Below are 24,296 nucleotides of genomic sequence, written 5' to 3'. Positions count from 1 at the left end.
CAAGGAGTTTGTGCACTAGTTGATCTCCTCGGAGTCCGGTAACTCCTTGATCAACGCGGCAGGGCGCCAGGGCGGGAGCGCGGGAGCCAGGGCGGAAGCGCGACCGGGCGGGGGTCAGCCGACGGGTGGGGCTGTGGGGGGATGAGCGGCGGGGTTCCGGGCTGCGGGTTCGCCCTGGCGGTTCTCGCCGAACGCCTGCCGGACCAGCCGGTTCGCCTCCTCCTGTTCGATCCCGGAGGCCACCATCAGGTCGCTCGCCGTGGTACGCACCTGGGCGATCACCACGCTGCCGGAGAAGCCGACCCCCTCGGCGTACGCCCGCCCGGCCTCGCTCACCGCGCGCAGCGACCGCTCGCGGGCCTCCTGCGGCTCCTGCCCGGCGGCGAACTCCTGGCGGAGCAGGCGCACCGACTCGGCCAGGTGACCGATCGCGTCCGGCATCGGCTCGGGGGCCGGTTCGTCGTCCTCGATCATGGTGACGGCGCGGCGGATCAGCGTGCCGGTGTTGCGCATGGCCCGGTCGATCGGGTCGGCCGCCTCCGCGTAGTGGGTCAGCTCGCTGCGCCGGTGCCAGCGGGCCGGGGACAGCGTGCTGGTCTCCTTCGCGCCCTCGATCGCCTCGGAGAGCGCGGCCAGCTCCTCCTTGTTCTCCCGCAGCCGGAACAGCGCCTGCTGGGCCGCGTCCCGGTCCCGGTTGCGCACCGCGTCGGCGCAGGCGTCGAGCTGGTCGGCGAGCAGGTCCAGCGCGGGCCGGGCGGCCCGGTTGATCACCCGGAGCGGGTTGAGCGGCAGCAGGATGGCAGTGACCAGCAGCGCGATGCCGCCACCGAGTAACGCGTCGATGAAGCGGGGGAACTCCAGGTTCTCGGTGGACGGGCTGAGCGTCACGATCAGCACCGCGGTGGCCGCGGCCTGGATCACGATGGCGACGCTCGCCCCGGCGAAGATGCTCAGCAGGATCGCCGAGGTCACCACGAGCGCGAGCTGCCACGCGCCGGTGCCGACGAAGTAGATGAGCGCGTCGCCGACGAGCACGCCGACCGCCACGCCGACAATCAGCTCGACCGTACGCCGGAACCGCTGCCCGACCGAGGCGGCGAGCGTGCCCACCGCGGAGATCGGTGCGAAGACCGGCTGGGGGTTCTTCAGCAGCCGGTGCGCGACCAGGTAGGCCAGGCCGGCGGCGAGGCCGGCCTGTACGGCGAGACCGAACGCGGTACGGACCCGGTGCAGCCGGTCGTGCAGCGTCGCCTTGCCCCGGTGCCGCAACTCCTCCATCGCCGAGGCGATCCGCTGCCCGTCCCGGTCCGCCAGCCCTTCGCGCAGCTTGCCACGACGCAGGAACTGCAGTCGTCCGTCCCGGGCCATGGCCGGTACTACCCGTACCGCTCCGGCTGAATCCCTCCGACCGGGCCGGAGTGGGGCAGACTGCACCCGATGGACGACCTGACGGCACGCTGGCGGGACACGGCACGGGCGGCGGGCGCGACCGATCCGGCGGCTGCCGACCGGGCCGGTGCCCGGCTGCTGGCGGGCTGGCGGGAGCCGCACCGGCGCTACCACGACGAGGCGCACCTGCGGGCGGTGCTCGACGTGGTCGACGCGTACGCCGGTCTGGCCCGCGACGCGGACCTGGTCCGGCTGGCGGCGTGGTGCCACGACGCGGTCTACGACCCGCGCGCGGCGGGCGACGCCAACGAGCGTGCCAGCGCCGACCTGGCCGTCGAGCTGCTGGCCGCCGCCGGCCTCCCGGCCGCGACGGTGACCGGGGTACGCCGCCTGGTGCTGCTCACCGCCGGCCACGCGGCCGGGCCGGACGACCCGGACGGCGCGCTGCTGTGCGACGCGGACCTGGCGGTGCTCGCCGCCCCGACGGAGCGCTACGACAGGTACGCCGCGGCGATCCGCGCCGAGTACGCGCACGTCCCCGAACCGGACTTCCGCACCGGCCGGGCCGCGGTGCTGCGGCACCTGCTCGACCTGCCGGCGCTGTACCGCCTACCCGAGCCGCACGCCCGCTGGGAGGACCGGGCCCGGGCCAACCTGTCCCGGGAGCTGGCCGCGCTCACCTGAGACGCGGTGCTTGGGGCGGCGCAGACCGGCGTCCCGCAGCAGCCGGACGATCTCCCGCGAGGGCACGACCGTGGCGCCCAGCCAGACCGCCGCCCGGAACCGCTCGGCGGGCACGTCGTAGTGGTCGCGGTCGAAGCCGCGCCGGGGCGCGCCGAGCATCTCGGCGAACGCGTGCAGCTCGGCGTAGGAGACGTCGCTGATCAGGTGCGACCAGAGCCGGCCGCGCCAGGGCACGGCGGGCGGGTCCAGGTAGAGCACGGCAACAGACGGTACGCCGGTAGCCTTCCCGGCATGGCCGCCCATCCCCTCCTCGACGACCTGCGGGCCGCGCTCGGTGACGCCGCCGTGCTGACCGACCCGGATCTGCTGGCCGGGCACGAGCGCGACGAGGCCGACCTGTGCGACTCGGGCACCCCGCTGGCGGTGGTGCGTCCCCGCGACACCGACGAGGTGGTGGCGGTGGTCCGCGCGGCCGGGCGGCACGGCGTACCCGTGGTGCCGCAGGGTGCGCGGACCGGGCTGGCCGGCGCGGCGAACGCGGTCGACGGCGCGGTGGTGGTGAGCACCGTGGCGATGGACGCGGTGCGGGAGATCGACCCGGTCGGGCGGATCGCCGTGGTGCAGCCGGGCGTGGTGAACGCGGCGCTGGCCCGCGCGGTACGGGAGCGCGGCCTCTGGTATCCGCCGGACCCCGGCTCGTGGGAGTCGTCCACGATCGGCGGCAACGTGGCCACGAACGCCGGTGGCATGTGCTGCGTGAAGTACGGCGTGACCAGCGAGTACGTGCTGGGCCTGGAGGTGGTGCTCGCCTCCGGCGAAGTGCTGCGCACCGGGCGGCGGACCGCCAAGGGGGTCGCCGGGTACGACCTGACCCGCCTGTTCGTGGGTTCGGAGGGCACGCTCGGCGTGATCACCGAGGTGACTGTGGCGTTGCGTCCGGCCCCGGAGGAGTCACTGACCCTGGTCGCGGTCTTCCCCACGGTGGCGACGGCAGGCGGTGCGGTCGCCGGGATCGCCGAGCGCGGGCTCACGCCGAGCCTGCTGGAACTGCTGGACCGGACGCATCTGCGGGCTATCGAGGCGTACCGGCCGATGGGTCTGCGCACCGATGCCGAGGCGCTGCTGCTCGCGGCGGTGGACACCGGCGCGCGGGCCGCCGACGACCTGGCCCGGCTCGCCGAGGTGTGTACGGCGGCCGGCGCCGACGAGGTCTACGCGGCCACCGACGCGGCCGAGGCGGCGGCCCTGCTCCAGGCGCGGCGGCTGGCCCACCCGGCGATGGAGCGGTTCGCCGCCGAGACGTTCCCGGGCGGCAACGGCGGCCTGGTCATCGACGACGTGGCGGTGCCGCGCGGCCGGCTGGCGGAGCTGCTCGACGGGGTGGCCCGGATCGCCGAGGCGTGCCGGGTGCCGATCGGGGTGGTCGGTCACGCGGGCGACGGCAACATGCACCCGAACATCGTGGTCGACCGGGCCGATCCGGCGAGCCTGGCCCGGGGACGGCGGGCCTTCGACGAGATCATGCGGCTGGGGCTGGAACTGGGCGGCACCTGCACCGGGGAGCACGGCGTCGGGCTGCTCAAGCGGGACTGGCTGGCCCGCGAGATCGGGCCGGTGGGCGTACGCGTGCACCAGGCGATCAAGGCGGCGCTGGACCCGGCCGGCCTGCTCAACCCCGGCAAGGTCTTCTAGCCCTTGTCCTCGGCCGGCGTGGCCTGGGTGACGAGCAGCAGCACGTCGTAGGCCACCTTCGGCTTCGGCTCGCCCGGGCAGTCCTGGATGGTGACTGTCAGGTCCGGCGGCACGAGCAGCGTCGAGGTCAGCACGCCGATGCAGCCCTGCTTGTAGCTGCGGGCCTGGTCGGTCTCCTTCGCGATCGCCGGGTCCGCGAGCATCCGCTGGAGCCGCGTGGTCTGCTCCGGGCTCAGCGTGCCGGTGGCGTCCACGCCGTCACCGGCGCAGTCGCGGCACTGCCAGCGGCCGGACGGGTCCACGTCGAGGTTGCGGACCGGGCCGTCGCCGAGCCGCTGCACCAGGGAGACGCGTCTGCCGTCCGGTGTCGGGCTGGCCGTGCCCGCCGCCCCGGGTGCGGTGGCGCCCTCGGCCCGTCCGAAGGAGCAGCCGGTCAGAGCGGCCGCCAGCAGGACGACGGCGGACAGAGCGGGGACGCGCGACCAGGATGGGCGAACCACGCGGGGAAACCTACACTTCCGTAGGTAGCGCGCACTACCGGCCGAGCGGCCCGGGTCGGGGATCCCCTACCTGGGGGAGGCCGGAAGTTCAACGCCCGGACCGTCGGTCCCCCGGTCGGCCTCGAATCCGCGGACGTCGGGCGCGCCGAGGCGGGCCGCGTCGGCAGCGATGTCGTCCGGCATGAGCTGCGACTCCCGCTCGGCCAGCACCCGCGCCCGGTAGTGGGCGACCTCCCGGTCCCGGGTCGCCGCGTCCCAGCCGAGCACCGCACCCATCAGCTCCGCGGCGTGCTCCGCCGACTCCAGGCCGCGGTGGCTGGTCTCGATCGAGATCCGGGTACGCCGGGTGAGCACGTCCTCCAGGTGCAGCGCGCCCTCGGCGCGGGCGGCGTACGTCACCTCGGCGGCCAGGTATTCCGGCGCGCCCGCGAGCGGCGAGCCGAGCAGCGGATCGGCGTCGACCAGGGCGAGCAGTTCCAGCGTGAGGCTGCCGTAGCGCTCCAGCAGGTGCTCGACCACGCCGACCGCCACCCCGTGCCGGCGGGCCAGGTCGGCCCGGTCCCGCCACATGGCGGCGTACCCGTCGGCGCCGAGCAGCGGCAGGTCGGCGGTACGCGAGGAGCGGGTCCGGCCGAGCCGGTGCATCGCGCGGTCGACCACGTCGGAGGCCATCACCCGGTAGGTGGTGTATTTCCCGCCCGCGACCAGCAGCAGGCCGAGCATCGGCTCCACCACGGCGTGCTCGCGGGACAGCTTGGAGGTGGAGTCCGCCTCGCCGGCCAGCAGCGGGCGCAGCCCGGCGTAGACGCCCTCGATGTCGGCGGTGGTCAGCGGCCGGTCCAGCACCATGTTGACCTGCGACAGCAGGTAGTCGATGTCGCTGGCGGTCGCGGCCGGGTGGGACCTGTCGAGTTGCCAGTCCGTGTCGGTGGTGCCGATGATCCAGTGCCCGCCCCAGGGGATGACGAACAGCACGCTCGTCGCGGTACGCAGGATCAGGCCGGTCTCGCCGACGATCGCCGAGCGGGGCACCACGAGGTGCACCCCCTTGGAGGCCCGGACCCGCAGCTTCGGGCGCAGCCCGACGTCGTTGAGCATCCGCGACATGTCGTCGCTCCACACGCCGGTGGCGGCGATCACGGTGCGGGCGCGTACCTCGAACTCGGCGTCCGGCGAACCGGCGGGCGCCTCCAGGTCGCGGACCCGCACGCCGGTGACCTCCCGGGCCTGCCGGGTCAGGCCGACCGCGCGGGCGCTCGTCACCACAGTCGCGCCGAGGCTCGCCGCGGTACGCGCCAGCGTCACCACCAGGCGGGCGTCGTCGACCTGGCCGTCGTAGTAGCGGATCGCGCCGGCCAGCTTGTCCGGCCGGAGGCTGGGGAAGATCCGGCGGGTGCCCTCGCGGGTGAGGTGCCGGTGCAGCGGCATGCCGCGACCGCCGCCGAAGATCCCGGCGAACGCGTCGTACGCGGCCACGCCGAGGCCGTAGTAGGAGCGGCGGAAGAACCGCCGGGGCAGGTCGCCCGCGCCGCCCTCGGCGGGCAGCGGCACCAGGATCGGCACCGGCCGGACCAGGTGCGGCGCGAGCCGGGTGGCGAGCAGACCGCGCTCGGTCAGCGCCTCGTGGACCAGGTGGAACTCCAGCTGCTCCAGGTAGCGCAGGCCGCCGTGGATCAGCTTGCTGGACCGGCTGGACGTGCCGGCGGCGTAGTCGCGCGCCTCCACCAGGGCGACCTTCAGCCCTCGGGAGGCGGCGTCGAGCGCGGCGCCCGCTCCGGTGACGCCACCGCCGATGACCAGCACGTCGAACCGCTCGGCCCGGAGGCGGCGCAGGTCGTCGGCGCGGCGCTCGGCGGACAGCCGGCCGGCCGTGGATCGGGACACACTCGGGTCACGCACCAGTCAACGGTAACCGTCCCGGGCGCGCGGCGACACGGCCCGGCCGTACCGTGATGACCATGCTGACCGGTCCGCCGCTCGCCCCCGTACCGCCGCCACCGCGCGAGACCGGTCCGTGGCCGGTCGTGGCGGCGGTGGCGACCGGGGTGTGGATCGTGCTGGTCACCGTGCCGGGCCAGATCACCGGCTGGCTGGTCGACCAGGTGGCGCTGGTCATCGGCGCGGACCGGCCGGTGGCGGCCTGGCCGGTGGTCGCGGTGGCCACGGTGCTGCTGGCCGGCGCCCCGGCGCTGGCGCTGGCGCTCGCGCCCCGCTCCCCCGCGCTGCGGGCGACCGGCCGGGCCTGGACCGCCGCCGTGGTCGCGCTCGGCGCGACCACGCTGCTGCGGACGGTGCCGCCGGTGCACCACGAGGCGTACCTGGCCGCGCTCGCGGTGACCGCCGCGGCGCTCGCGCTCGTCGCCGTCCGTCTCGGCCGCGTCCGGCCACCGGTCGTCGTGGACGCGGCCCCGGAGGGCCGGTTCGGGTCGGTGTCGCTGCTGGCGATCGCGGCCGGGCTGGCCGTACTCCTGCCCTGGGCCTGGGTGGGCGCGCTCGGCGGAGCGCTGGAGACGTTGCTGGCCGGCCTGGCCGCCGCCGCGCTGGGCGCGCTCGCCGGGGCACTGCTCGGCGCCGGTTTCTGGGCCGCGTTCGGGCCGGGTCCGGTCCGGGTGGTGCTCGTCGGCGGTCTGGTCGCGGGGGTCGCGTTGACGCCGCTCGCGGCCGGTGCCGGGCAGTCGGGCGTGCAGTTGCCGGCGCTGGTGCTGCTGCCGCCGCTCGGCTTCGTGCTGGCCGCGCTGGAGGCGGCGGCCCGCCACGCGGGCCGTCCGGCCGGGCCCGCGCCGGTGCGCCGGCTGGTCGGGCTCGCCCTGCTGGGGCCGCTCGCGTTCACCGACCCGGAGGAGATCAGCCTCCTGCTGTCCGCCACCCGCGACGCGCCGTTCTGGGTCGCGGTGGGCACCGGCGTGGCGTTCGCCGTCGCGGTCCTGCTCGCAGTCGGGTACGGCGTGCTGCTCGCCCGGTCCCGCGCCCGCGCGCCCCGGCGCGGTCCGGCCGCGCTGGTCGCCGCCGCGCTGCTCGCCGCCGTCGCCGTGGTGTACGTGGTCCCCGGCCGGCCCGGACTGTACGGCGAGCGGCTGCTCGTGGTGCTGCGCGAGCAGGCCGATCTGACCGGTCTGCCGGCCGGGACGCCGGGCCGGGCCGGACGGGACGTCCGGGCGACCGAGGTCTACCGGCGGCTGGTGGCCACAGCCGACCGCACGCAGGGCGACCTGCGCCGCACGCTGGCCGGGATGCGGCTGAACCCGACGCCGTACTACCTGGTGAACGCGATCGAGACGGACGGCGGGCCGGCGGTGCGGGCCTGGCTGTCGAGTCGTCCCGAGGTGGCCCGGGTGCTGGTGAGCCAGCGCCTGCGCCCGCTGCCCGCGCTCGCCCCGCAGGCGCGCGGCGACGCCCCGGCGCCGGCCGGCCCGGCCTGGAACGTCTCGCTGATCGGCGCGGACCGGGTCTGGTCGGACCTGGGCGTCACCGGGTCCGGCGTGGTGGTCGGCAGCTCCGACTCCGGGGTGGACGGCCGGCACCCGGCGCTCGCGGGCGGCTTCCGGGGCGGCGACGACTCGTGGTACGACCCGTGGGAGGGCCGCCGCGCCCCGGCCGACCGGGGTGGCCACGGGACGCACACGCTGGGCAGTGCGGTGGGCCGGGACGGGATCGGCGTGGCGCCGGGTGCGAGCTGGGTCGGCTGCGTCAACCTGGAGCGCAACATGGGCAGCCCGGCCCGCTACCTCGACTGCCTCCAGTTCATGCTGGCACCGTTCCCCGAGGGCGGGAACCCGCTCACCGACGGCCGTCCCTCACGCGCCCCGGACGTGCTCACCAACTCGTGGGGCTGCCCGCCGGTGGAGGGGTGCGACCCGGGGGCGCTGCGACCGGCGACCGCCGCGCTGACCGCGGCCGGCATCCTGGTGGTGGCCGCGGCCGGGAACACCGGCCCGTCGTGCGGCTCGATCAACGATGCGCCCGCGCCGTACCCGGACGTGCTGACCGTCGGGGCGGTGGACCGGCAGCGGCGCGTCACCGAGTTCTCCAGCCGCGGTCCGGCGCCGGACGGTCGGGCCAAGCCGGACCTGGTCGCCCCGGGCGCCGCGGTGCTGTCCGCGATGCCGGGCGGCGGGTACGCCACCCTGGACGGCACCTCGATGGCCACGCCACAGGTCGCGGGCGTGGTGGCGCTGATGTGGTCGGCGAACCCGGCGCTGGTCGGAGACCTGGAGCGGACCAGGGCGATCCTGCGCGACACCGCGCAGCCGGTCACCCAGCCCGCCGACGCCTGCGGTGGACCGCAGGACGTCTCCGGCGCCGGGCTCGTGGACGCGTACGCGGCGGTCCGCGCGGCCCGGTCGGTGGCGACCGGTTAACAACCCTGTCCATTGGTCTGCCGATGCCCTAGGGTCGGCGTCCATGGACGTGGAGATCATCGAGCTGGGCCGGGACCGGCTGCCCGAGGTGGTCGAGCTGTGCCGGCTGTCGTTCGATCTGCCGGAGGACGCGGCCGAGGCGTCAGCCGTGGTGGTCACCGTGGCGGAGCGGGCCGCAGCCGACCGTCCGGTGCTGCGCCTCGGTGCGGTACGCGACGGCGCGCTGGTCGGCGTACTCGTCGGGTCGCTGTCGGCGGCCGATCCGCGCCTCGGCCACGTCGACCTGGTCGCTGTCGCGCCCACTGAGCGCCGCCAGGGCGTGGGCGGGGCGCTGCTGACCGAGGCGGAGAGCCGGCTCGGCGCGCTCGGCGCGGCCGAGGTGCTGCTCGCCGGCAACCCGCCGCACTACGCCTGGCCGGGCGTCGACGTGCGCTACACCCCGGCGGTCTGCGCCGCGCAGCGGCTCGGCTACCGGCAGGACCGTACCGCCTGGAACATGACCGCCGAACTGTCCGAGGGGTCGGCGGCGCTGCGGCCCACCGAGGCCGCCGAGCAGCGGCTGGCCGGGCGGGGCGTGACGGTACGCCGTGCCGCCTCCGACGACCTGCCGGCGCTCGCCGCGTTCGCCAGGTCCACGTTCGGCGGCGCCTGGGACGGTGAGCTGGCCGGTTCGGTGGGGCGGCCGGACGCGGGTGTGCACCTGGCCGAGCGGGACGGCGAGATCCTCGGGTTCGCCGCGTACGGTTCGGCGCGGCCTAGCTGGTTCGGGCCGATGGGCACCGCACCGGCGGCGGAGGGCTCCGGGATCGGCGGCGTGCTGCTGCGCCGGTGCCTGCGCGACCAGGCGGCGGCCGGGATCACCGCGGCGCAGATCGGCTGGGTGGGGCCGGTGCCGTTCTACTCGAACGCGGCGGGCGCCCGGATCGAGCGGGTGTTCTTCCTCTACCGGAAAGCCATCAAAGGGGCATAGACGTCAATAGTGCCATTCAGCCTCCTTCGCCATCGACCGGGCTCTACGGTCGGAGCAGAGGAGGCGGTGCATGACCACGAATGACGAACGGGCCGAGGATCCGGCGGCGGCCCGGCGCCCGGCCGACGAGCTTCCCGGCCAGCTCCCGTTCGACCGGCTCGACGTCGGCGACGCCGAGCAGCTCGCCGAGCTGACCGGCGCAGACGCACCACCGGTGGAGGAGCCACGGCAGCCGGTGGACGAGCCGAGGCGGCCGCCACCGCCGTACGACAGGGCGCACAAGCGGCGCAACCAGCGCCCGCTGCCCACCTGAGCCGGATACGCGGAAAGGGGGCGGACCGCTGACGCGGCCCGCCCCCTTTCGGCGTACTGGGTGGAGCTGGACTCAGAAGTCCATCTCCCCGCCACCCGGGCCCGCCGGGGCGGCCGGGGTCTTCTCCGGCTTGTCCGCCACGACGGCCTCGGTGGTGAGGAACAGCGCGGCGATCGAGGCGGCGTTCTGCAGCGCGGAACGCGTCACCTTGGCCGGGTCGATGATGCCCGCGGCCAGCAGGTCCACGTACTCGCCGGTCGCGGCGTTGAGGCCGTGACCCGGGTCGAGGTTGCGGACCCGCTCGACGACGACGCCACCCTCCATACCGGCGTTGACGGCGATCTGCCGCAGCGGGGCGTCCAGCGCGATCTTGACGATCTGCGCGCCGGTCGCCTCGTCGCCGGCCAGGTCCAGCTTGTCGAAGGCGGTCTTGCCGGCCTGCACCAGCGCGACGCCACCACCCGGGACGATGCCCTCCTCGACGGCGGCCTTCGCGTTGCGGACGGCGTCCTCGATGCGGTGCTTGCGCTCCTTCAGCTCGACCTCGGTGGCCGCGCCGACCTTGATCACCGCAACACCGCCGGCCAGCTTGGCCAGACGCTCCTGCAGCTTCTCCCGGTCGTAGTCGGAGTCGCTCTTGTCGATCTCGGCCCGGATCTGGTTCACCCGGCCCTGGATCTGCTCGGCGTCGCCGGCACCGTCGACGATGGTGGTCTCGTCCTTGGTCACCACGACCTTGCGGGCGCGGCCCAGCATCTCGAGGCCGGTCGCGTCCAGCTTGAGGCCGACCTCCTCGCTGATGACCTGGCCACCGGTGAGGATGGCGATGTCGGTCAGCATGGCCTTGCGGCGGTCACCGAAGCCCGGCGCCTTGACGGCGACCGACTTGAAGGTGCCACGGACCTTGTTGACCACCAGGGTGGCGAGGGCCTCGCCCTCCAGGTCCTCGGCGATGATCAGCAGCGGCTTGCCCGACTGCATGACCTTCTCCAGGATCGGGAGCAGGTCCTTCACCGACGAGATCTTGCTGTTGACGATCAGGATGTACGGGTCGTCGAAGACGGCCTCCATACGCTCCGGGTCGGTCATGAAGTAGGCGGAGATGTAGCCCTTGTCGAAGCGCATGCCCTCGGTGAGCTCGAGCTCCAGGCCGAAGGTGTTGCTCTCCTCGACGGTGATGACACCTTCCTTGCCCACCTTGTCCATCGCCTCGGCGATGATCTCGCCGACGCTGGGGTCGGCGGCGGAGATGGAGGCGGTGGAGGCGATCTGCTCCTTGGTCTCCACGTCCTTGGCGAGCTTGAGCAGCTCCTCCGAGACGCTGGCCACGGCGGCCTCGATGCCCCGCTTCAGGGCCATCGGGTTGGCGCCGGCGGCCACGTTGCGCAGACCCTCACGGACCAGGGCCTGGGCCAGGACGGTCGCCGTCGTCGTGCCGTCACCGGCGACGTCGTCGGTCTTCTTCGCGACCTCCTTGACCAGCTCGGCGCCGATCTTCTCGTACGGGTCCTCGAGCTCGATCTCCTTGGCGATGCTCACACCATCGTTGGTGATGGTGGGGGCACCCCACTTCTTCTCGAGCACGACGTTGCGGCCCTTGGGGCCGAGGGTCACCTTCACGGCGTCGGCGAGCTGGTTCATGCCCCGCTCGAGGCCGCGGCGCGCCTCTTCGTCGAACGCGATCATCTTGGCCATACGGCGTTGTCCTCCTGGACACTCACGGGCCACCCGGATGCCCGGATGGGCCGTCTGGTGTACGCACCTTGGGGACGTCGCCACCTGGCGACGACGACGTCTCCTCGGTCGGGCCGGACAGCCCGCGACGACCGGCCTCGTACCGCTCCGGCGTCCCTTCGGACACCGGCGCGGCCGTGGCCCTACCGCCCCGACCTTCTGGCACTCACCGTACGCGAGTGCCAATGACTTGTTTAGCACTCTCCCTAGCCGAGTGCAAGCACGACAGCCCCGCTCAGCCGAGTTCCGCCGCCAGCCGGGCCGCGTTCACCGGGCCTTCCTGAGCCCGCTGTTCGGCGTACGTGACGACCAGCCCGACCTGCTGCGCCAGGTACGCCGGGGCAGCCAGCAGGGCGCCGAACACGGCGAGCGCCACGGCGCCGATCGCGGTGCCGACGGCCTTCATCGGCTCGACGCCGAACACCGCCCCGCTGATCCCGCCCACGACCGCGTCCAGCACCGTCGCCGCGAGGAGGACAGCCATCACCAGCGCGACCCGGCCCAGCACCATGCCGAACCGGCTGTGGAACATCCGCCACGCCCGCCCGATCGGCTCCCGCCGCTCGAACAGGTAGACCGGACCGAACAGGGCCAGCGCGAACGCGGCGTAGAGGCCGGGCAGCAGGCAGAAGCAACTGCCGATCATGACCAGCAGCGAGACCAGGAGCGTCCAGCCCCACAGGCCGAGGGCACGGCGCAGCCCGTACCGGAAGGCGGCGCCGAGTCCGGTCGGTTCGCCGGCCGCCTGGCGGGCGACCACCCAGGTGCCGGCGGCCCAGCCCGCCGCCTGGAGCAGGCCGAAGACCAGCCCGGCGGACAGGAGCACGCCGTAGAAGGCGAACATCTGCCCCCAGAAGCCGGCCGGCAGCACCGGCGCACCGTCCGGGGCGGTCGCCATCTCGCCCTCGGGGCTGAAGACGAGCGTGAGGACGCCGATCACCGCCGCCGGGACGACCTGGGTGAGCAGCACGATGGGCAGCAGTTGCCGCCAGCCGCGCCGCAGCGCGGCGGTACAGCGGGCGAACCAGGGACCGATGCCCGCGTGCGGCGGGTTGACGAGCGGATCCTGCGGGTCGATGCCCGGGAACCAGCCGGCGTACGCCCCGGGACCGGCCGGCACCGGGTACGCCGCACCGGGGACCGGGTAGGCCGCACCGGGCATCGGATAGCCCGGGTACGCCGGACCACCCCATCCCGGCGGCGGGGTGCCCGGCGGCGCGTTCCAACCGTGCGGAGGAGTGCCCGGCGCGTTCCAGCCCTGCGGAGGAGTGCCCGGCGCGTTCCAGCCCTGCGGAGGAGTGCCCGGCGGCACGGTCCAGCCCTGCGAGGTGTGGCCGGGTGAGGTGTCATCCGGCGCGGTCCATCCGGGCGGGGTGGCCGGGAACGGGGCGCCGGGCTGCGGGGTGTCGTACCCCGGCTCGGCCGGGACGATCGGCACGGGGCCGGTGTGACCGGCCCACGGGTCGGCGCCGGACGCGCCGGAGGCGGGCGTGGCCCCTCCGGTGGTCCCCGACGGTCCCGGTGCCGGCTCGGCGGCGGGCGGCGGGGGCGCGGTCGGGTCGGCCGGAGGGCCGGACGCCGCCGGCTCGGTGAAACCCGACGGGGGCAGATCGGACATGGGCCCTCCTCAGCGACTACGGCTGGAACGGCTCATGATCTTCCATGGTGGTCGGCCGCAACGCAGCCCCCGGGCCGGGGTCCGGTCGCGGGAGCACCGCCCGCCGCAGGTCAGGCGATGACGCGGACCCGCTCGGCCTGCGGACCCTTCTGCCCCTGCGCGATCTCGAACTCGACGCGCTGGCCGTCGTCGAGCGCCTTGTAGCCGTCCATCTCGATCGCGGAGAAGTGGACGAAGACGTCCTGCCCGCCGTCGACGGCGATGAAGCCGTAGCCCTTTTCGGCGTTGAACCACTTCACGGTGCCCTGTGCCACGGTGCACTTCCTCACTCTGCGCGGCGTTCCAACACCCGGAAACCGGCGGACCGGCACCGGTGGCGCACCGGTCCAGCGATCGGCGACGCTGAATTCGGTGACCGAAATCGCACGCTACACGAGGCGTGACGACGGCGCACGACCACAAATCGGGCATATTCCGGGGCGTACCCGGGCCTGTCGCACACCCGCTGCGGGCCGTCCGGTATGCATGCGGCATGACCAGCGTGAGCACCACGACCACCGTCCGCCGGGTCCGGCCGGAGGACGCCGGCCGGATGCGGGCGCTCCGGCTGGAGATGCTGGCCGACTCCCCGCTGGCCTTCCTGGAGACGGTGGCCGAGGCCGCCGCCCGGCCGCACGCGGAGTTCGCGGCCCGGGTCGCGGCCGTCTCCCGGGGCGACCACACCGCGCAGTTCGTGGCCGACCCGGGCGGCCGTCTGGTCGGCCACGCCGGCGGCATCGCCGCGCCGGACGAGCCGGGCCTGACGCTCGTCTACGCGGTCTACGTGACGCCGGCCCGACGGGGCAGCGGCCTGCTGGCGGCGCTCGTCGACGAGGTGGCGGCCTGGTCGCGCGCCTGCGGACGGCCCGAGCTGATGATGGAGGTGGTGGTCGGCAACGACCGCGCCTACCGGGCCTATCAGAAGCTGGGCTTCGTGGACACCGGCGTACGCGTGCCGCACCCCCGGATCGCCGGCCTGCACGAGCTGCAGATGCGCCGTCCGGCCTGAGCCGGCGCGGCGTTAATAAGGGGCCCCTCCTCTACCGGAGGCGTTAAGAAGGGGCCCCTCCTTTCAGACGTGCCGGCGGCTCTGCACGATGCGGAACCGGTTGGCCACGTACGCGCCGTCGGTCAGCGCCGAGTTGGCCGCCGCGTTCGCGCCCGAGCCGTGGAAGTCGGAGAACGCCGCCGACTGGTTGACGAACACCCCGCCGGTCAGGTTGCAGGACAGGTGCACCCCGGCGTCGATCGCCGCCGCCTCGGCCGCGTCCAGCACCGCCTCGTTCGTGGAGTAGACGCCCGCGGTCAGCGCGCCCTTCTCCCCCACCGTTTCGCGCAGGATGCGCAGGCTGTGCTCGGTGGAGTCGGTGGCGATGGCGAACGAGATCGGCCCGAACCACTCCCGCGAGTAGGTGGCGGTGTCGGACGCGTCGAGCTTCACCACAGTCGGCGTACGCACCACCGCGCCGGGGAAGGACGGGTGCTCGACGGTGCGCGACTCCAGCACCGGCTCGCCGACCTTGGTGACCTCCTCCAGCCGCTCCAGCACGCCGTCGTTGACGATCGCGCCGGTCAGCTCGACGCCCCGGGCCGGGTCGGCGGTCAGCTTGGCGACCGCGCCGGCGATCCCGGCCGCCACCTCGTCGAAGCTCTTGTGACCCTGGTCGGTCTCGATGCCGTCCCGCGGGATCAGCAGGTTCTGCGAGGTGGTGCACATCTGGCCGCTGTACAGCGTCAGCGTGAAGCCGAGGTTGCGGCAGAGCCCGGCGAAGTCGTCGGTGGAGTCGATCACCACCGTGTTCAGGCCGGCCTTCTCGGTGTAGACGGCGGCCTGCCGGGCGTTCGCCTCCAGCCAGTCGCCGTACTCGGTGGAGCCGGTGAAGTCGACGATCTTCACGGCCGGGTGCAGGGCCAGCGTGGTGGCGAGCTTCTCGCCGTCGGTCTCGGGGGCGAGCTGCACCAGGTTCGGGTCGAAGCCGGCCTCGGCGAGCACCTGGCGGGCGTACCTGACGGTGATCGCCAGCGGCAGCACCGCGCGCGGGTGCGGCTTCACCACCACCGGGTTGCCGGTGGCGAGCGAGGCGAACAGACCGGGGTACGAGTTCCAGGTCGGGAACGTGTTGCAGCCGATGACCAGCGCGACCCCGCGCGGCACCACGTGGAACGTCTTGGTCATCCGCAGCGGGTCGCCCTTGCCCGCGGCCTTCTCCCAGCCGGCGGTCCCCGGGTGGCGGGTCATCTCGGCGTACGCGTAGGCGACCGCCTCCAGCGCGCGGTCCAGTGCGTGCGCGCCACCGGCCTGGAACGCCATCACGAACGCCTGGCCGCTGGTGAACTGCACCGCGTTGGCCAGCTCGAACACGTTGCGGTGCAGCCGGTCCAGGATCTCCAGGCAGACACCGGCCCGGGCCTGCGGGCCCGCGTCGCGCCAGGCGGGCAGCGCGGCGCTCGCGGCGGACACCAGCTGGTCGGCGCCCGCGTGCGGGTAGCGCACGTCCAGCGCCACCCCGAACGGGCTGGCCTCGGTGGCCACCGTGGTGCCGTCACCGGCCTGGTCGAGCGGGAAGTCCCCGCCCAGGTACGCCTCGAAGGCGGCCTTGCCGTCGGCGGCGGCGGTCTCGCCGTACACCCGGGGGCTGGGCGACTCGGGATAGGCCGACCAGTACCCGCGCTCCGCGATGGCGGTCAGCGCCCGGTCGAGGGTCTCGCGGTGCCTGTCGTACAGGGGGTGCGGGGTCTCCGTCATGCCCGCCATCATGCAACAGAAAGGCACCAGATCAGTAGGGGCGTGTCACAACTCAGATCGTCAACTGCCAGTCGACCGAACCGGCGGCGGGGCGGAACCCGAGTTGCTCGTTGATCGCGATCATGTGGCGGTTCACGGCCGCGTTCCAGGTGTCGACGGCCCGCAACGCCGGTTCGTGCGCCAGCGCGTACTCCAGGTTCCCGGCCTTGCAGAGCAGGCCCAGCCGGTGGCCGCGGTGGCCGGGGTCGACGAGGGTGATCTGCTGCCAGGCGTGGTCGGTGCTGCTCGCGTCCAGGCTGAGCTGGGTCCACCCGACCAGGCGGCCGGTCGCCTCGTGCACCGCGCCGGTGTTGTACCGGCGTACGCCCCGGGCGTCCAGTGCCCGCTCCGCGTCCCACACCCGCGCGGCGTCCATCTGCTCCGGCTCCCAGTCCAGCTCGCCCATCGGCGCGTCGAGCAGCAGCCGGCCCTCCAGGTAGGCGACGTCCGCGACGTACTCCTCGGGCGTGTGGTCGCGCCACCGCACCGGCCGGTAGCCGGTCGCCGCGGCGCGCGCGTCGGCCAGCAGCGCGGCGAGCCGGTCACGGTCGAGCCCGGCCACGTCGAGGCGGCGGCGGACGTCGGCCAGCGCCGGCTTGGCGCCCACGGCGGCGGCGAACGCGGCACCGGGGAAGACCCGCCCCTCCTCGTCGGGCAGCGCGGCGACGGTAGCGCCGACCAGTCGTTTGCCGCCGTGCTCCCGCAGCAGCCGGACACCGTGGTCGTGCAGCGTGCGCCCGATGCCCTGCCGCCGGTACGCCGGGTCCACGGTCAGCTCGACGCTCGCGTTCTCGGTGTTGTCGATCGTGTGCAGGTAGAGCCGGAGCCAGCCGACGGGCTGCCCGTCCAACCGGGCCACCAGCCAGCGCGTGTCGATGCCGGGCATCGGGTGCCGCAGCGGCGCCTCGAACCGCAGCCGGCAGAGGTCGGGCAGGTCCGGCTCGTCGACGGCCTGCGCGCCGCAGGCGATCCGGTAGACCGCGTCGAGCGTCTGCCGGTCGGTCGGATCCAGCGGCGTCACCGTGAGCGTCATGCCACCGAGGGTGCGCCGGACACAGCGAAGAGGCCAGCGGTTTTCCGCTGGCCTCTTCGGACGTTGGTCGGGAGGGACGTCCGCACAACGCCTCCGGCGTTGGGTCGCAAGAACTTGAAAAGTCTCCGGCGGATGCCCTCCCGCACGAAGCATCTTGCGCCGTCCGGTTCCTGCCGTCAAGTCCTTGAGGGCGGTTTTCTGGCACTCACCGCACATCACCGGTTACCCACCGGTCTCACCCGATCCCCCACCCGGGCGAGCCCCACCTCCCCCACCCGGCCACCCCCGCCGACGGCGGTGATCAAGGAGTTCGTGTCACGAAACGGCCCGGCCGGCGACACATACTCCTTGATCACCGCGCAGGTGGCGGAGGACCGGAGGGGTCAGGCCAGGAGGCCGGCGTCGCGGGCGGCGCGGAGGCTGGGCTTGATGCGGTGGGTGGGGCCGACCTGGGTGGCCACCGCGTCGAGCGTCTTCAGGCCCTCGCCGGTGTTGAACACCACCGTCTCGGCGGCCGGGTCGAGCCGGCCCGACTCGACCAGCTTGCGCAGCACCGCGACCGTCACGCCGCCGGCCGTCTCGGCGAACACCCCTGTGGTACGGGCGAGCAGCCGGATGCCCGCGCGGATCTCGTCGTCGTCGGCGTAGTCCATCCAGCCGCCGGTACGCCGCACCGCCTCCAGCGCGTACAGCCCGGCCGCCGGGTCGCCGATGTTCAGCGACTTGGCGATGCCGGCCGGCTTGACCGGCACGATCGTGTCGGTGTCGCCGTGCAGCGCGGTGGCGATCGGGTTGCAGCCGGCCGACTGCGCGCCGAACACCTTCCAGCCACCGGCCGGCGCCTCGACCAGCCCGATCTCGACCAGCTCGGCGAACGCCTTGTCGATCTTGGTGAGCAGCTCGCCGCTGGCCATCGGGATGACCACCTGGGCCGGGATCCGCCAGCCGAGCTGCTCGGCCACCTCGTAGCCGAGCGTCTTGGAGCCCTCCGCGTAGTAGGGCCGGACGTTCACGTTGACGAACGCGGTGTCCTCGAACTCGTCGGTCTCCACCAGCTCGCCGCAGAGCCGGTTCACGTCGTCGTACGAGCCGTCGATGGCGACCAGGTCGCCGCCGTACACAGCGGTGGTGACGACCTTGCCCTGCTCCAGGTCGCCGGGGATGAAGACGATCGACGGCACGCCGGCCCGGGCCGCGTGCGCGGCGACGGAGTTGGCGAGGTTGCCGGTGGAGGCGCAGGCGTAGCGGGCGAAGCCGAGCGCGCGGGCCGCGGTGAGCGCCACCGAGACGACCCGGTCCTTGAACGAGTGGGTGGGGTTCGCGCTGTCGTCCTTGACCCAGAGCGGCGCGGTGAGCCCCAGTTCGGCCGCGAGGTGCGGGGCGGCGACGAGCGGGGTCAGCCCCGGGTCGAGCGTGACCCGGGTGGCCGGGTCCTGACCGGCCGGCAGCAGCGCCGCGTACCGCCAGATGTTGTCCGGACCGGCCTCGATCTGCTCACGGGTGACGGTGGCGAGCGCGGCGGTGTCGTAGTCGACCTCCAGCGGCCCGAAACACTCGTAGCAGGCGTGCTGCGCGGCGAGCGGGTACCGCGCCGAACAGGCACGGCAGACCAGGGCGCGGGCCGGGCTGAGGGTGGTGTCGATACCGGTGGCGACGGGAAGCGTCGACGTCATGTCGAGGAGTTCCTCTCATCTTTCCCCGCATCGCCGGGTGCGGCGGGGACGGAATTGGCACCTGCCCGCTGTCGCTCGTCGTCGAGCGTGCGGGTGGTTGCCGGGGCGTCGTCGGGCCGTATCCCTCAGCCCCTCTGGATGAGGTATTCAGTTGTGCCGCCGAGTCTAGGCGCTGCTCACGGCCGCGCCACCTCGGGATCCCACGCTGTGGGCCGGCTCGGCGTCCGACCACCGCGACCGGCTCCACCACAGCGGGCTACCCGGGCCTGCTCGATGCGGTCCTCGCCGAGCGCGGCCGAGTGGCATGATCACTCGATGCGGAGATCGGCGCGCCTGATCGGCGCCCTCACCGGCTTGACGCTGATGGCAGCCTGCGCCCCGGCGCAGGGGCCCGCGGAAGGACTGTCCGATCCGGTGCCCACGGCGCCGCCGCGGCCGGGTGCCCCCACGGCCGAGCCGACGCCCGCCGCCACCTGCTCCCCGGAGGGCATCGCGATCACCGAGCTGGGGGTGAGCGCCGCGATGGGGCTGCGGGCGATGGGCCTGGACCTGCTCAACTGCGGCGACCGGCCGTACGAGCTGCGCGGCTATCCGGCGGTCGCGCTCCGGGACGCCGACGGCGACCCGATCGAGGTGCGGATCATCCCGGGCGCCAAGCCGATCACCTCCGGCTTCGACCACCCGCCCACCCGGATCGTGCTGGCCCCCGGCGAGCGGGCCGGCGCGGCGCTGATCTGGCGGAACCTGGTCACCGACGCGACGGTGCCGGCGACGAACGGCACCGGACTCGACGTCGCGCCGGTGGCCGGCCGGCCGGCGCACCCGGTCGCCCTGGACGGGCCGATCGACCTCGGCAACACCGGCCGGCTGGGCGTCAGTGCGTGGGAGCGCCGCAAGCCCGGCCCGGCCGACACGCCCACGCCGGCCGCCCCGCCCTCGCCCACGACTCCGCCGGTCAATCCGCTCTAGGAACCAGAGCCCGGCACGGGAGCACCCCGACCGGGATCTGGTTCGGTGCGAACGCTCAGACCGGGACCGAGGCCGGCGCGGCGGCGGGCTCGGTCGCGGTGGACCGGCGGCGGGCCAGCAGCGCGTCGAGCGCCCAGTTTCCCGGGCCGAGCACCGCGACCAGCAGGAACGACCAGCAGAAGAGCGCGGCCAGCTCGCCGCCGTTCTGCATCGGCATCAGGTGGTGCGGCTGGTGCACCACGAAGTACGCGTACGCCATCGAGCCGGAGGCGAGCAGCGCGGCCGGCCGGGTGAACAGGCCGACGAGGACCAGCGCGCCGCACACGAGCTGGATCAGCGCCGCCCACCAGCTGGGCCAGGTGGCGAACGGGACGGCACCGCCGGTGGCCGGGTTGCCGCCGAACAGGCCGAAGATCGAGGCGGCGCCGTGGCAGAGGAAGAGCAGGCCGGTGACGATGCGGAACAGGGACAGCACGGGGTCTTTCAGCTGCGCCGGGATCATAGGGAACCTCCTGGTACGGGTGCCGGACGCCGTCCAGGATGGCGGGAGTATTGATTGATGTTAATCGATATCTTTGCAGGCGGGACAATCGCATGGGAACGCTCCCATGATATGGGCCGAGGCGCTCCCGTGGTGACCCCGTCCGATCACCTCAGCTCGTGACGTCCTTGCGGGTGAAGCGCCAGAAGGCCAGGCCCCAGAACAGCGTGGCGTAGACGACCGCCGAGAACGCGCCCTTGACCACGTCGTCGGTCTGCATCGGCGTCGACAGCAACCCCAGCCAGGCGCTGCTGTAGTGGGTCGGCAGCAGGTTCCGCAGCCCGCCCAGCGCGGTGATCTGATCCAGGATGCTGGACAGGATCCACAGCAGCACCGCGCCGCCGACCGCGCCGAGCGCGGCATCGGTGGTCACCGACAGCAGGAACGCCAGTCCGGCCACCACCAGCAGCACGACCGCGAGATAGCCGAGCACGCCGAGCAGCCGCAGCAACCCGTCCGCCGGCGCCAGCTCGGCCGAGACCTGGCTGCTCAGCGGCTTCCAGCCGTACCGGAGCGTGCCGGCGAGCAGCGCCGTGCCGGCCAGCAACAGCAGGGCCAGCCCGGAGTACGCGAGCGCGACGACCAGCTTCACCGCGAGCAGCCGGGCCCGGGGCACCGGCACCGCCAGCAGATAGCGCAGGCTGCCCCAGCTCGCCTCGCTCGCCACCGTGTCGCCGCAGAACAGCGCCACCACCACGACCAGCAGGAACGACGCGGACACCAGGATCGAGAACAGGGTGAAGTTGAGCCCGCCCGAGGTGGCCAGGTCGGCCAGGCTGGAGAACTCGCCCCGCCCGCCGCCGTCGTCGTCCCCGGCGTCGAACTGGAACGCCACCAGGATGATCAGCGGCAGCAGCACCATGAACCCCAGCGCGAGCTGGGTACGCCGGCGCGACGCCTGCCGCCGGAACTCCGCGCCGAACGGGAGCGTGGCCGAGGGCCGGTAACCGGCCGCCGCCCCGCCCGCGCCCGGCGCCGCCGTACCGGACGTGCCGCCACCAGGCGACGATGCCACAGACGAACCCGCCATCACCGGTCCCCGCTTCCCCGAGAGTTCTCGCCCACCAGGGCGAGGAACGCGTCCTCCAGGCGGCGCCGGGGCACCACCCGGTCCACCCCGATGCCGGCGCGGACCAGTTCGGCCACCACCTCGCTGCGGGCGGTGCCGTTGGTGTCGACCACCAGCCCGCCCTCGGTGTCGGGCAGCACCCGTACGCCGTCGAGCCGGTCGAGCACCGTACGCGCCGCGTCCGGGTCGCTCACCTCGAACAGCACGCTCGGCGACTCGCCGACGATCTCCTCCACCGGGCCGGACGCCACGATCCGCCCCTTGTTCACCACCACCGCGTGCGTACAGGTCTGCTCCACCTCGGCAAGCAGGTGGCTGGAGACCAGCACCGCCCGGCCGTCGGTGGCGTACCGCTGGAGCACCCGGCGCATCTCGGCGATCTGCGGCGGGTCCAGCCCGTCCGTCGGCTCGTCCAGCACCAGCAACTCGGGCAGGCCGAGCATGGCCTGGGCGATGGCCAGCCGCTGCCGCATGCCGTGGCTGTACTTCTTCGTCCGCCGGTGCACCGAGTCGCCCAGGCCGGCGATCTCCAGCGCCTCGTCGAAGTGCGCGTCCTCCCACGGCCGGCCGGTGGCCCGCCAGTACGCCTTGAGGTTGTCCAGGCCGGACAGGTGCGGCAGGAAGCCCGGCCCCTCGACCAGCGCGCCGATCCGGGACAGCACCGGCGAGCCCGGCACCAGCCGGTGACCGAAGACGTAGATCTCCCCGGCGGTGGGCTGGGTCAGTCCCATCAGCACCCGCAGCGTGGTGGTCTTGCCCGCGCCGTTGGGCCCGAGCAGGCCGACCACCTGGCCGGGGTGCACCTCGAAGTCCACGTCGGAGACCGCGACGAAGCCGTCCGCGTACTCCTTGCGCAGGTTGCGCACGGCGAGCGGGACGCCCGCGTACTCCGGGTGCACGGAGTCGTCCTGGCGACGGTGCCGGCGGCGAGTGAGCAGCACGACCACGACGAGCCCGGCCACGATCGCGACGAGCAGGCCGGCCAGAGCCCAGCGCCAGATCGCGGCGGTGGTGGGGATCGGCGTGGCGTCGACGGTGGGCAGCGTCAGCGGCCCGTCGGCGAGCGCCACCGTGTGCACGGCCGGTTCGGCGGGCGAGGCGTACGCCTGGTCCGACGTCGCCACCACGAGCCGCAGCCGGTGCCCGGCCTCGACCCGCCGGACGATCCCCGGCAGCGTCACGGTGACCGGCGTGGCCGCGTCGACGGTGGCCGGCAGGCCGGTCAGGCGCACCGGCGCGACCAGGCCGGAGGGCAGCGTGGCCGCGCCCTGCGGGTCGACGTCGTAGAGCTTCACGAACAGCACCGCCTCGCCGGTCGGTGAGGCGGCCCTGATCCGCACGGTGGGCGCGCCCACCACGTCGACCGGCTCGTCCAGCGGCGCCGACTCGAAGCGGGCGTGCTGGCCGGGGATGTCACCGGCGACGCCGTCCAGCAGCGAGCCGAGCGCGCCCGCGAACGGCACCGAGGAGATCGCCGCCGGGTTGCCGTTCGGCGGTACGGCGACCGGCTGGGGCGGACCGGCGAGCGTCACCTCGCGGCGGTCCTGCCCGGTCAGCCCCGGATAGTCGGCGGTGCGGAAACCGGTCGCCACCAGGCCCCGGTCGAGCGCGTCGAACCCGGCGATCCGGGAGAACGTGAACGTGTCGCCGGGCGCCGCCCCGTCGCCCTTGACGTAGTGGTCGAGCCACTGCGCGGTCAGGAACTTCACCCGGTCGGAGTCGGAGGTGGGCCCGGAGCCGCCGTCGTGGCCGCCGGTGAACCAGGCGACCCGCACCGGCGTGCCGGCGGCGGCGATGCCCCGGGCGTTGGCGTCCGCCTCGGCCAGCGGGAACAGCGTGTCCGCCTCGCCCTGCACCAGCAACGTCGGCGACTTGATCCGGTCCAGCACGCCGGCCGGCGACGACCGGCGCAGCAGTTCGACCGCCGCCGCGTCGGCCCGGCCGGTGGTGGCGATGCGCAGGTACGCGGCACAGACGTCGGCCGCGAAGCGCCCGCAGGACGGGTCGGCGGCGCCGGCCGGCGCGCGACCGGCACCGGTGCCCGGCCCGGCGCCCGGCTGCGGGCTCGGCGGGCCGGCCGACTCGGGTGCGCCCTCCGGTGCGGCGGCGGTGGCCCCGGAGAGCCCGGCCGGGCCGGATCCGGCGTTCCCGCCGCCGCCGAAGAAGATGCCCGCCCAGCCCTTCTTGAACACGCCGTCGGTGGGCTGCCGGCCGCTGCTCTCCGGCAGGAATGCGCGGGACAGGTCGTTCCAGGTGATCATCGGGACGATCGCGTCGATCCGCTGGTCCTGCGCGGCGAGCAGCAGGGCCAGGCCGCCGCCGTACGAGCCGCCGACCACACCGACCCGGGGGTCGCCGGCCGCGTCGAGGCGGATGTCCGGCCGCTGCGCGAGCCGGTCGAGCAGCCGCTGCGCGTCCCGCACCTCGTAGTCGGGGTTGTCCAGGTGGATCTGGCCGCCGCTGCGCCCGAACCCGCGGGCGGTCCAGGTGAGCACCGCGTACCCGCGGGCGACCAGGTCCTCGGCGTCGGAGCGGACCGAGTCCTTGGTCCCGCCGAAGCCGTGCGCCAGCAGCACCGCCGGCACCCGGTTCGACGACGAGGCGTCCTCCGGCAGGTAGAGCGTGGTGTCCAGGTCGACCGGCTCGTCGCCGGAGGGCCCGGAACGCACTGTCACCAGGGCCGGCTCGGTCCGGAAGTCCGCGCCCCGCGGCCGGGCCACCCAGACCAGCGCGGCGGCGACGAGGACGACCACCACCACTGCGGCGACGATGCGGCGCGGACGGCCGGCCAGGGCGCGCCGGAGCCGCGCGGCGGTTGATCTCATGCGCCACACGGTACGGGCCGACGGCTGAGCATTCGCTGAGATCCGCCGTACGTCTGTCCGGTTGCACCGATCGTCGCGTAGCGTCCGTCATCCGCCAAAGGTCC

19 protein-coding genes, 2 pseudogenes and 1 riboswitch are annotated in these 24,296 nt (G+C 74.1%); of the genes and pseudogenes, 7 read left to right on the top strand and 14 right to left on the bottom strand.

Annotated elements, in window-relative coordinates; genetic code table 11:
* Window positions 1-114: 114 nt before the first annotated feature.
* The gene (locus ML5_RS13740; RefSeq protein WP_013475094.1) at window positions 115-1,368 is read right to left on the bottom strand and encodes an aromatic acid exporter family protein; all 1,254 of its coding nucleotides are present in this window, start codon (window positions 1,366-1,368) and stop codon (window positions 115-117) included.
* A 69-nt stretch (window positions 1,369-1,437) separates the two neighbouring features.
* Between ML5_RS13740 and ML5_RS13735 the strand changes: the two genes are divergently transcribed.
* On the top strand, window positions 1,438-2,073 hold the full coding sequence (locus tag ML5_RS13735) for a metal-dependent phosphohydrolase (protein ID WP_013475093.1): 636 nt from the start codon (window positions 1,438-1,440) through the stop codon (window positions 2,071-2,073).
* Here the strand turns inward: ML5_RS13735 and ML5_RS13730 are convergent.
* Complete coding sequence (locus ML5_RS13730; RefSeq protein WP_013475092.1) at window positions 1,999-2,331, bottom strand: DUF4031 domain-containing protein; 333 nt, start codon at window positions 2,329-2,331, stop codon at window positions 1,999-2,001. The genes ML5_RS13735 and ML5_RS13730 overlap by 75 nt on opposite strands.
* A 33-nt stretch (window positions 2,332-2,364) precedes the next feature.
* Here ML5_RS13730 and ML5_RS13725 point away from each other — a divergent pair, with 33 nt between their 5' ends.
* Window positions 2,365-3,765, top strand: a complete 1,401-nt coding sequence (locus ML5_RS13725; protein ID WP_013475091.1) for an FAD-binding oxidoreductase — start codon at window positions 2,365-2,367, stop codon at window positions 3,763-3,765.
* On the opposite strand, the gene ML5_RS13720 is transcribed toward ML5_RS13725, so the two are convergent.
* Window positions 3,762-4,265: a hypothetical protein gene (locus ML5_RS13720; protein ID WP_013475090.1), complete on the bottom strand. Its 504-nt coding sequence runs from the start codon at window positions 4,263-4,265 to the stop codon at window positions 3,762-3,764. The genes ML5_RS13725 and ML5_RS13720 overlap by 4 nt on opposite strands.
* Window positions 4,266-4,331: 66 nt before the next feature.
* Entirely contained in the window at window positions 4,332-6,149 is a 1,818-nt protein-coding gene (locus ML5_RS13715) for a glycerol-3-phosphate dehydrogenase/oxidase (protein ID WP_030272120.1), read from the bottom strand.
* A 68-nt stretch (window positions 6,150-6,217) separates the two neighbouring features.
* On the opposite strand from ML5_RS13715, the gene ML5_RS13710 reads away from it, so the two are divergent.
* The 3 genes from ML5_RS13710 (at window position 6,218) to ML5_RS13700 (ending at window position 9,906) form a co-directional block, all read left to right on the top strand.
* Window positions 6,218-8,623 (top strand): S8 family serine peptidase, encoded by a 2,406-nt coding sequence (locus tag ML5_RS13710; RefSeq protein ID WP_013475088.1) that lies wholly within the window; start codon window positions 6,218-6,220, stop codon window positions 8,621-8,623.
* A 43-nt stretch (window positions 8,624-8,666) separates the two neighbouring features.
* On the top strand, window positions 8,667-9,593 hold the full coding sequence (locus ML5_RS13705; RefSeq protein WP_013288851.1) for a GNAT family N-acetyltransferase: 927 nt from the start codon (window positions 8,667-8,669) through the stop codon (window positions 9,591-9,593).
* Window positions 9,594-9,663: 70 nt separating this feature from the next.
* Entirely contained in the window at window positions 9,664-9,906 is a 243-nt protein-coding gene (locus tag ML5_RS13700; protein WP_013475087.1) for a hypothetical protein, read from the top strand.
* A gap of 72 nt (window positions 9,907-9,978) precedes the next feature.
* Here ML5_RS13700 and groL read toward each other — a convergent pair whose 3' ends face one another.
* The 3 genes from groL to ML5_RS13685 form a co-directional block, all read right to left on the bottom strand.
* A complete protein-coding gene (gene groL, locus ML5_RS13695) occupies window positions 9,979-11,601 on the bottom strand; it encodes a chaperonin GroEL (protein WP_013288853.1) in 1,623 nt (540 codons plus the stop codon).
* Between the two features lie 274 nt (window positions 11,602-11,875).
* Window positions 11,876-13,258, bottom strand: a complete 1,383-nt coding sequence (locus ML5_RS13690; protein ID WP_013475086.1) for a hypothetical protein — start codon at window positions 13,256-13,258, stop codon at window positions 11,876-11,878.
* Between the two features lie 110 nt (window positions 13,259-13,368).
* A complete protein-coding gene (locus ML5_RS13685) occupies window positions 13,369-13,572 on the bottom strand; it encodes a cold-shock protein (RefSeq protein WP_013288855.1) in 204 nt (67 codons plus the stop codon).
* Between the two features lie 218 nt (window positions 13,573-13,790).
* Between ML5_RS13685 and ML5_RS13680 the strand changes: the two genes are divergently transcribed.
* Complete coding sequence (locus tag ML5_RS13680) at window positions 13,791-14,306, top strand: GNAT family N-acetyltransferase (RefSeq protein ID WP_013288856.1); 516 nt, start codon at window positions 13,791-13,793, stop codon at window positions 14,304-14,306.
* A 63-nt stretch (window positions 14,307-14,369) separates the two neighbouring features.
* Here the strand turns inward: ML5_RS13680 and paaN are convergent, their stop codons facing one another.
* From paaN to thrC, 3 genes are all read right to left on the bottom strand, one after another.
* A complete protein-coding gene (gene paaN, locus ML5_RS13675; RefSeq protein WP_176921714.1) occupies window positions 14,370-16,043 on the bottom strand; it encodes a phenylacetic acid degradation protein PaaN in 1,674 nt (557 codons plus the stop codon).
* Window positions 16,044-16,095: 52 nt separating this feature from the next.
* Window positions 16,096-17,115 carry a GNAT family N-acetyltransferase gene (locus ML5_RS13670; RefSeq protein ID WP_013475084.1) on the bottom strand — a complete coding sequence of 340 codons (1,020 nt, stop codon included), beginning with the start codon at window positions 17,113-17,115 and terminating at the stop codon, window positions 16,096-16,098.
* Between the two features lie 383 nt (window positions 17,116-17,498).
* Window positions 17,499-18,788, bottom strand: a complete 1,290-nt coding sequence (thrC, locus tag ML5_RS13665) for a threonine synthase (RefSeq protein ID WP_013288859.1) — start codon at window positions 18,786-18,788, stop codon at window positions 17,499-17,501.
* A gap of 12 nt (window positions 18,789-18,800) precedes the next feature.
* A riboswitch (SAM riboswitch) is annotated at window positions 18,801-18,933 on the bottom strand.
* Between the two features lie 170 nt (window positions 18,934-19,103).
* On the opposite strand from thrC, the gene ML5_RS13660 reads away from it, so the two are divergent.
* A complete protein-coding gene (locus tag ML5_RS13660) occupies window positions 19,104-19,757 on the top strand; it encodes a DUF4232 domain-containing protein (protein ID WP_143766936.1) in 654 nt (217 codons plus the stop codon).
* A 55-nt stretch (window positions 19,758-19,812) separates the two neighbouring features.
* On the opposite strand, the gene ML5_RS13655 is transcribed toward ML5_RS13660, so the two are convergent.
* The 4 genes and pseudogenes from ML5_RS13655 to ML5_RS33250 form a co-directional block, all read right to left on the bottom strand.
* Window positions 19,813-20,259, bottom strand: a complete 447-nt coding sequence (locus ML5_RS13655; RefSeq protein WP_013288861.1) for a DoxX family protein — start codon at window positions 20,257-20,259, stop codon at window positions 19,813-19,815.
* A 151-nt stretch (window positions 20,260-20,410) separates the two neighbouring features.
* The gene (locus ML5_RS13650) at window positions 20,411-21,328 is read right to left on the bottom strand and encodes an ABC transporter permease subunit (RefSeq protein ID WP_013288862.1); all 918 of its coding nucleotides are present in this window, start codon (window positions 21,326-21,328) and stop codon (window positions 20,411-20,413) included.
* A pseudogene (locus tag ML5_RS13645) lies at window positions 21,328-23,385 on the bottom strand (ATP-binding cassette domain-containing protein); the annotation flags it as partial. The gene ML5_RS13650 and the pseudogene ML5_RS13645, both read right to left, overlap by 1 nt.
* A 104-nt stretch (window positions 23,386-23,489) precedes the next feature.
* Window positions 23,490-24,192: pseudogene (locus ML5_RS33250) on the bottom strand (alpha/beta hydrolase); the annotation flags it as partial.
* Between the last annotated feature and the right edge of the window lie 104 nt (window positions 24,193-24,296).

The sequence above is a fragment of the Micromonospora sp. L5 genome, from assembly GCF_000177655.2.
GTDB classification, from domain to species: domain Bacteria; phylum Actinomycetota; class Actinomycetes; order Mycobacteriales; family Micromonosporaceae; genus Micromonospora; species Micromonospora aurantiaca.
The sequence above is the reverse complement of the archived record's forward strand: the minus strand, read 5'-3'. Positions and strand labels throughout refer to the sequence as shown.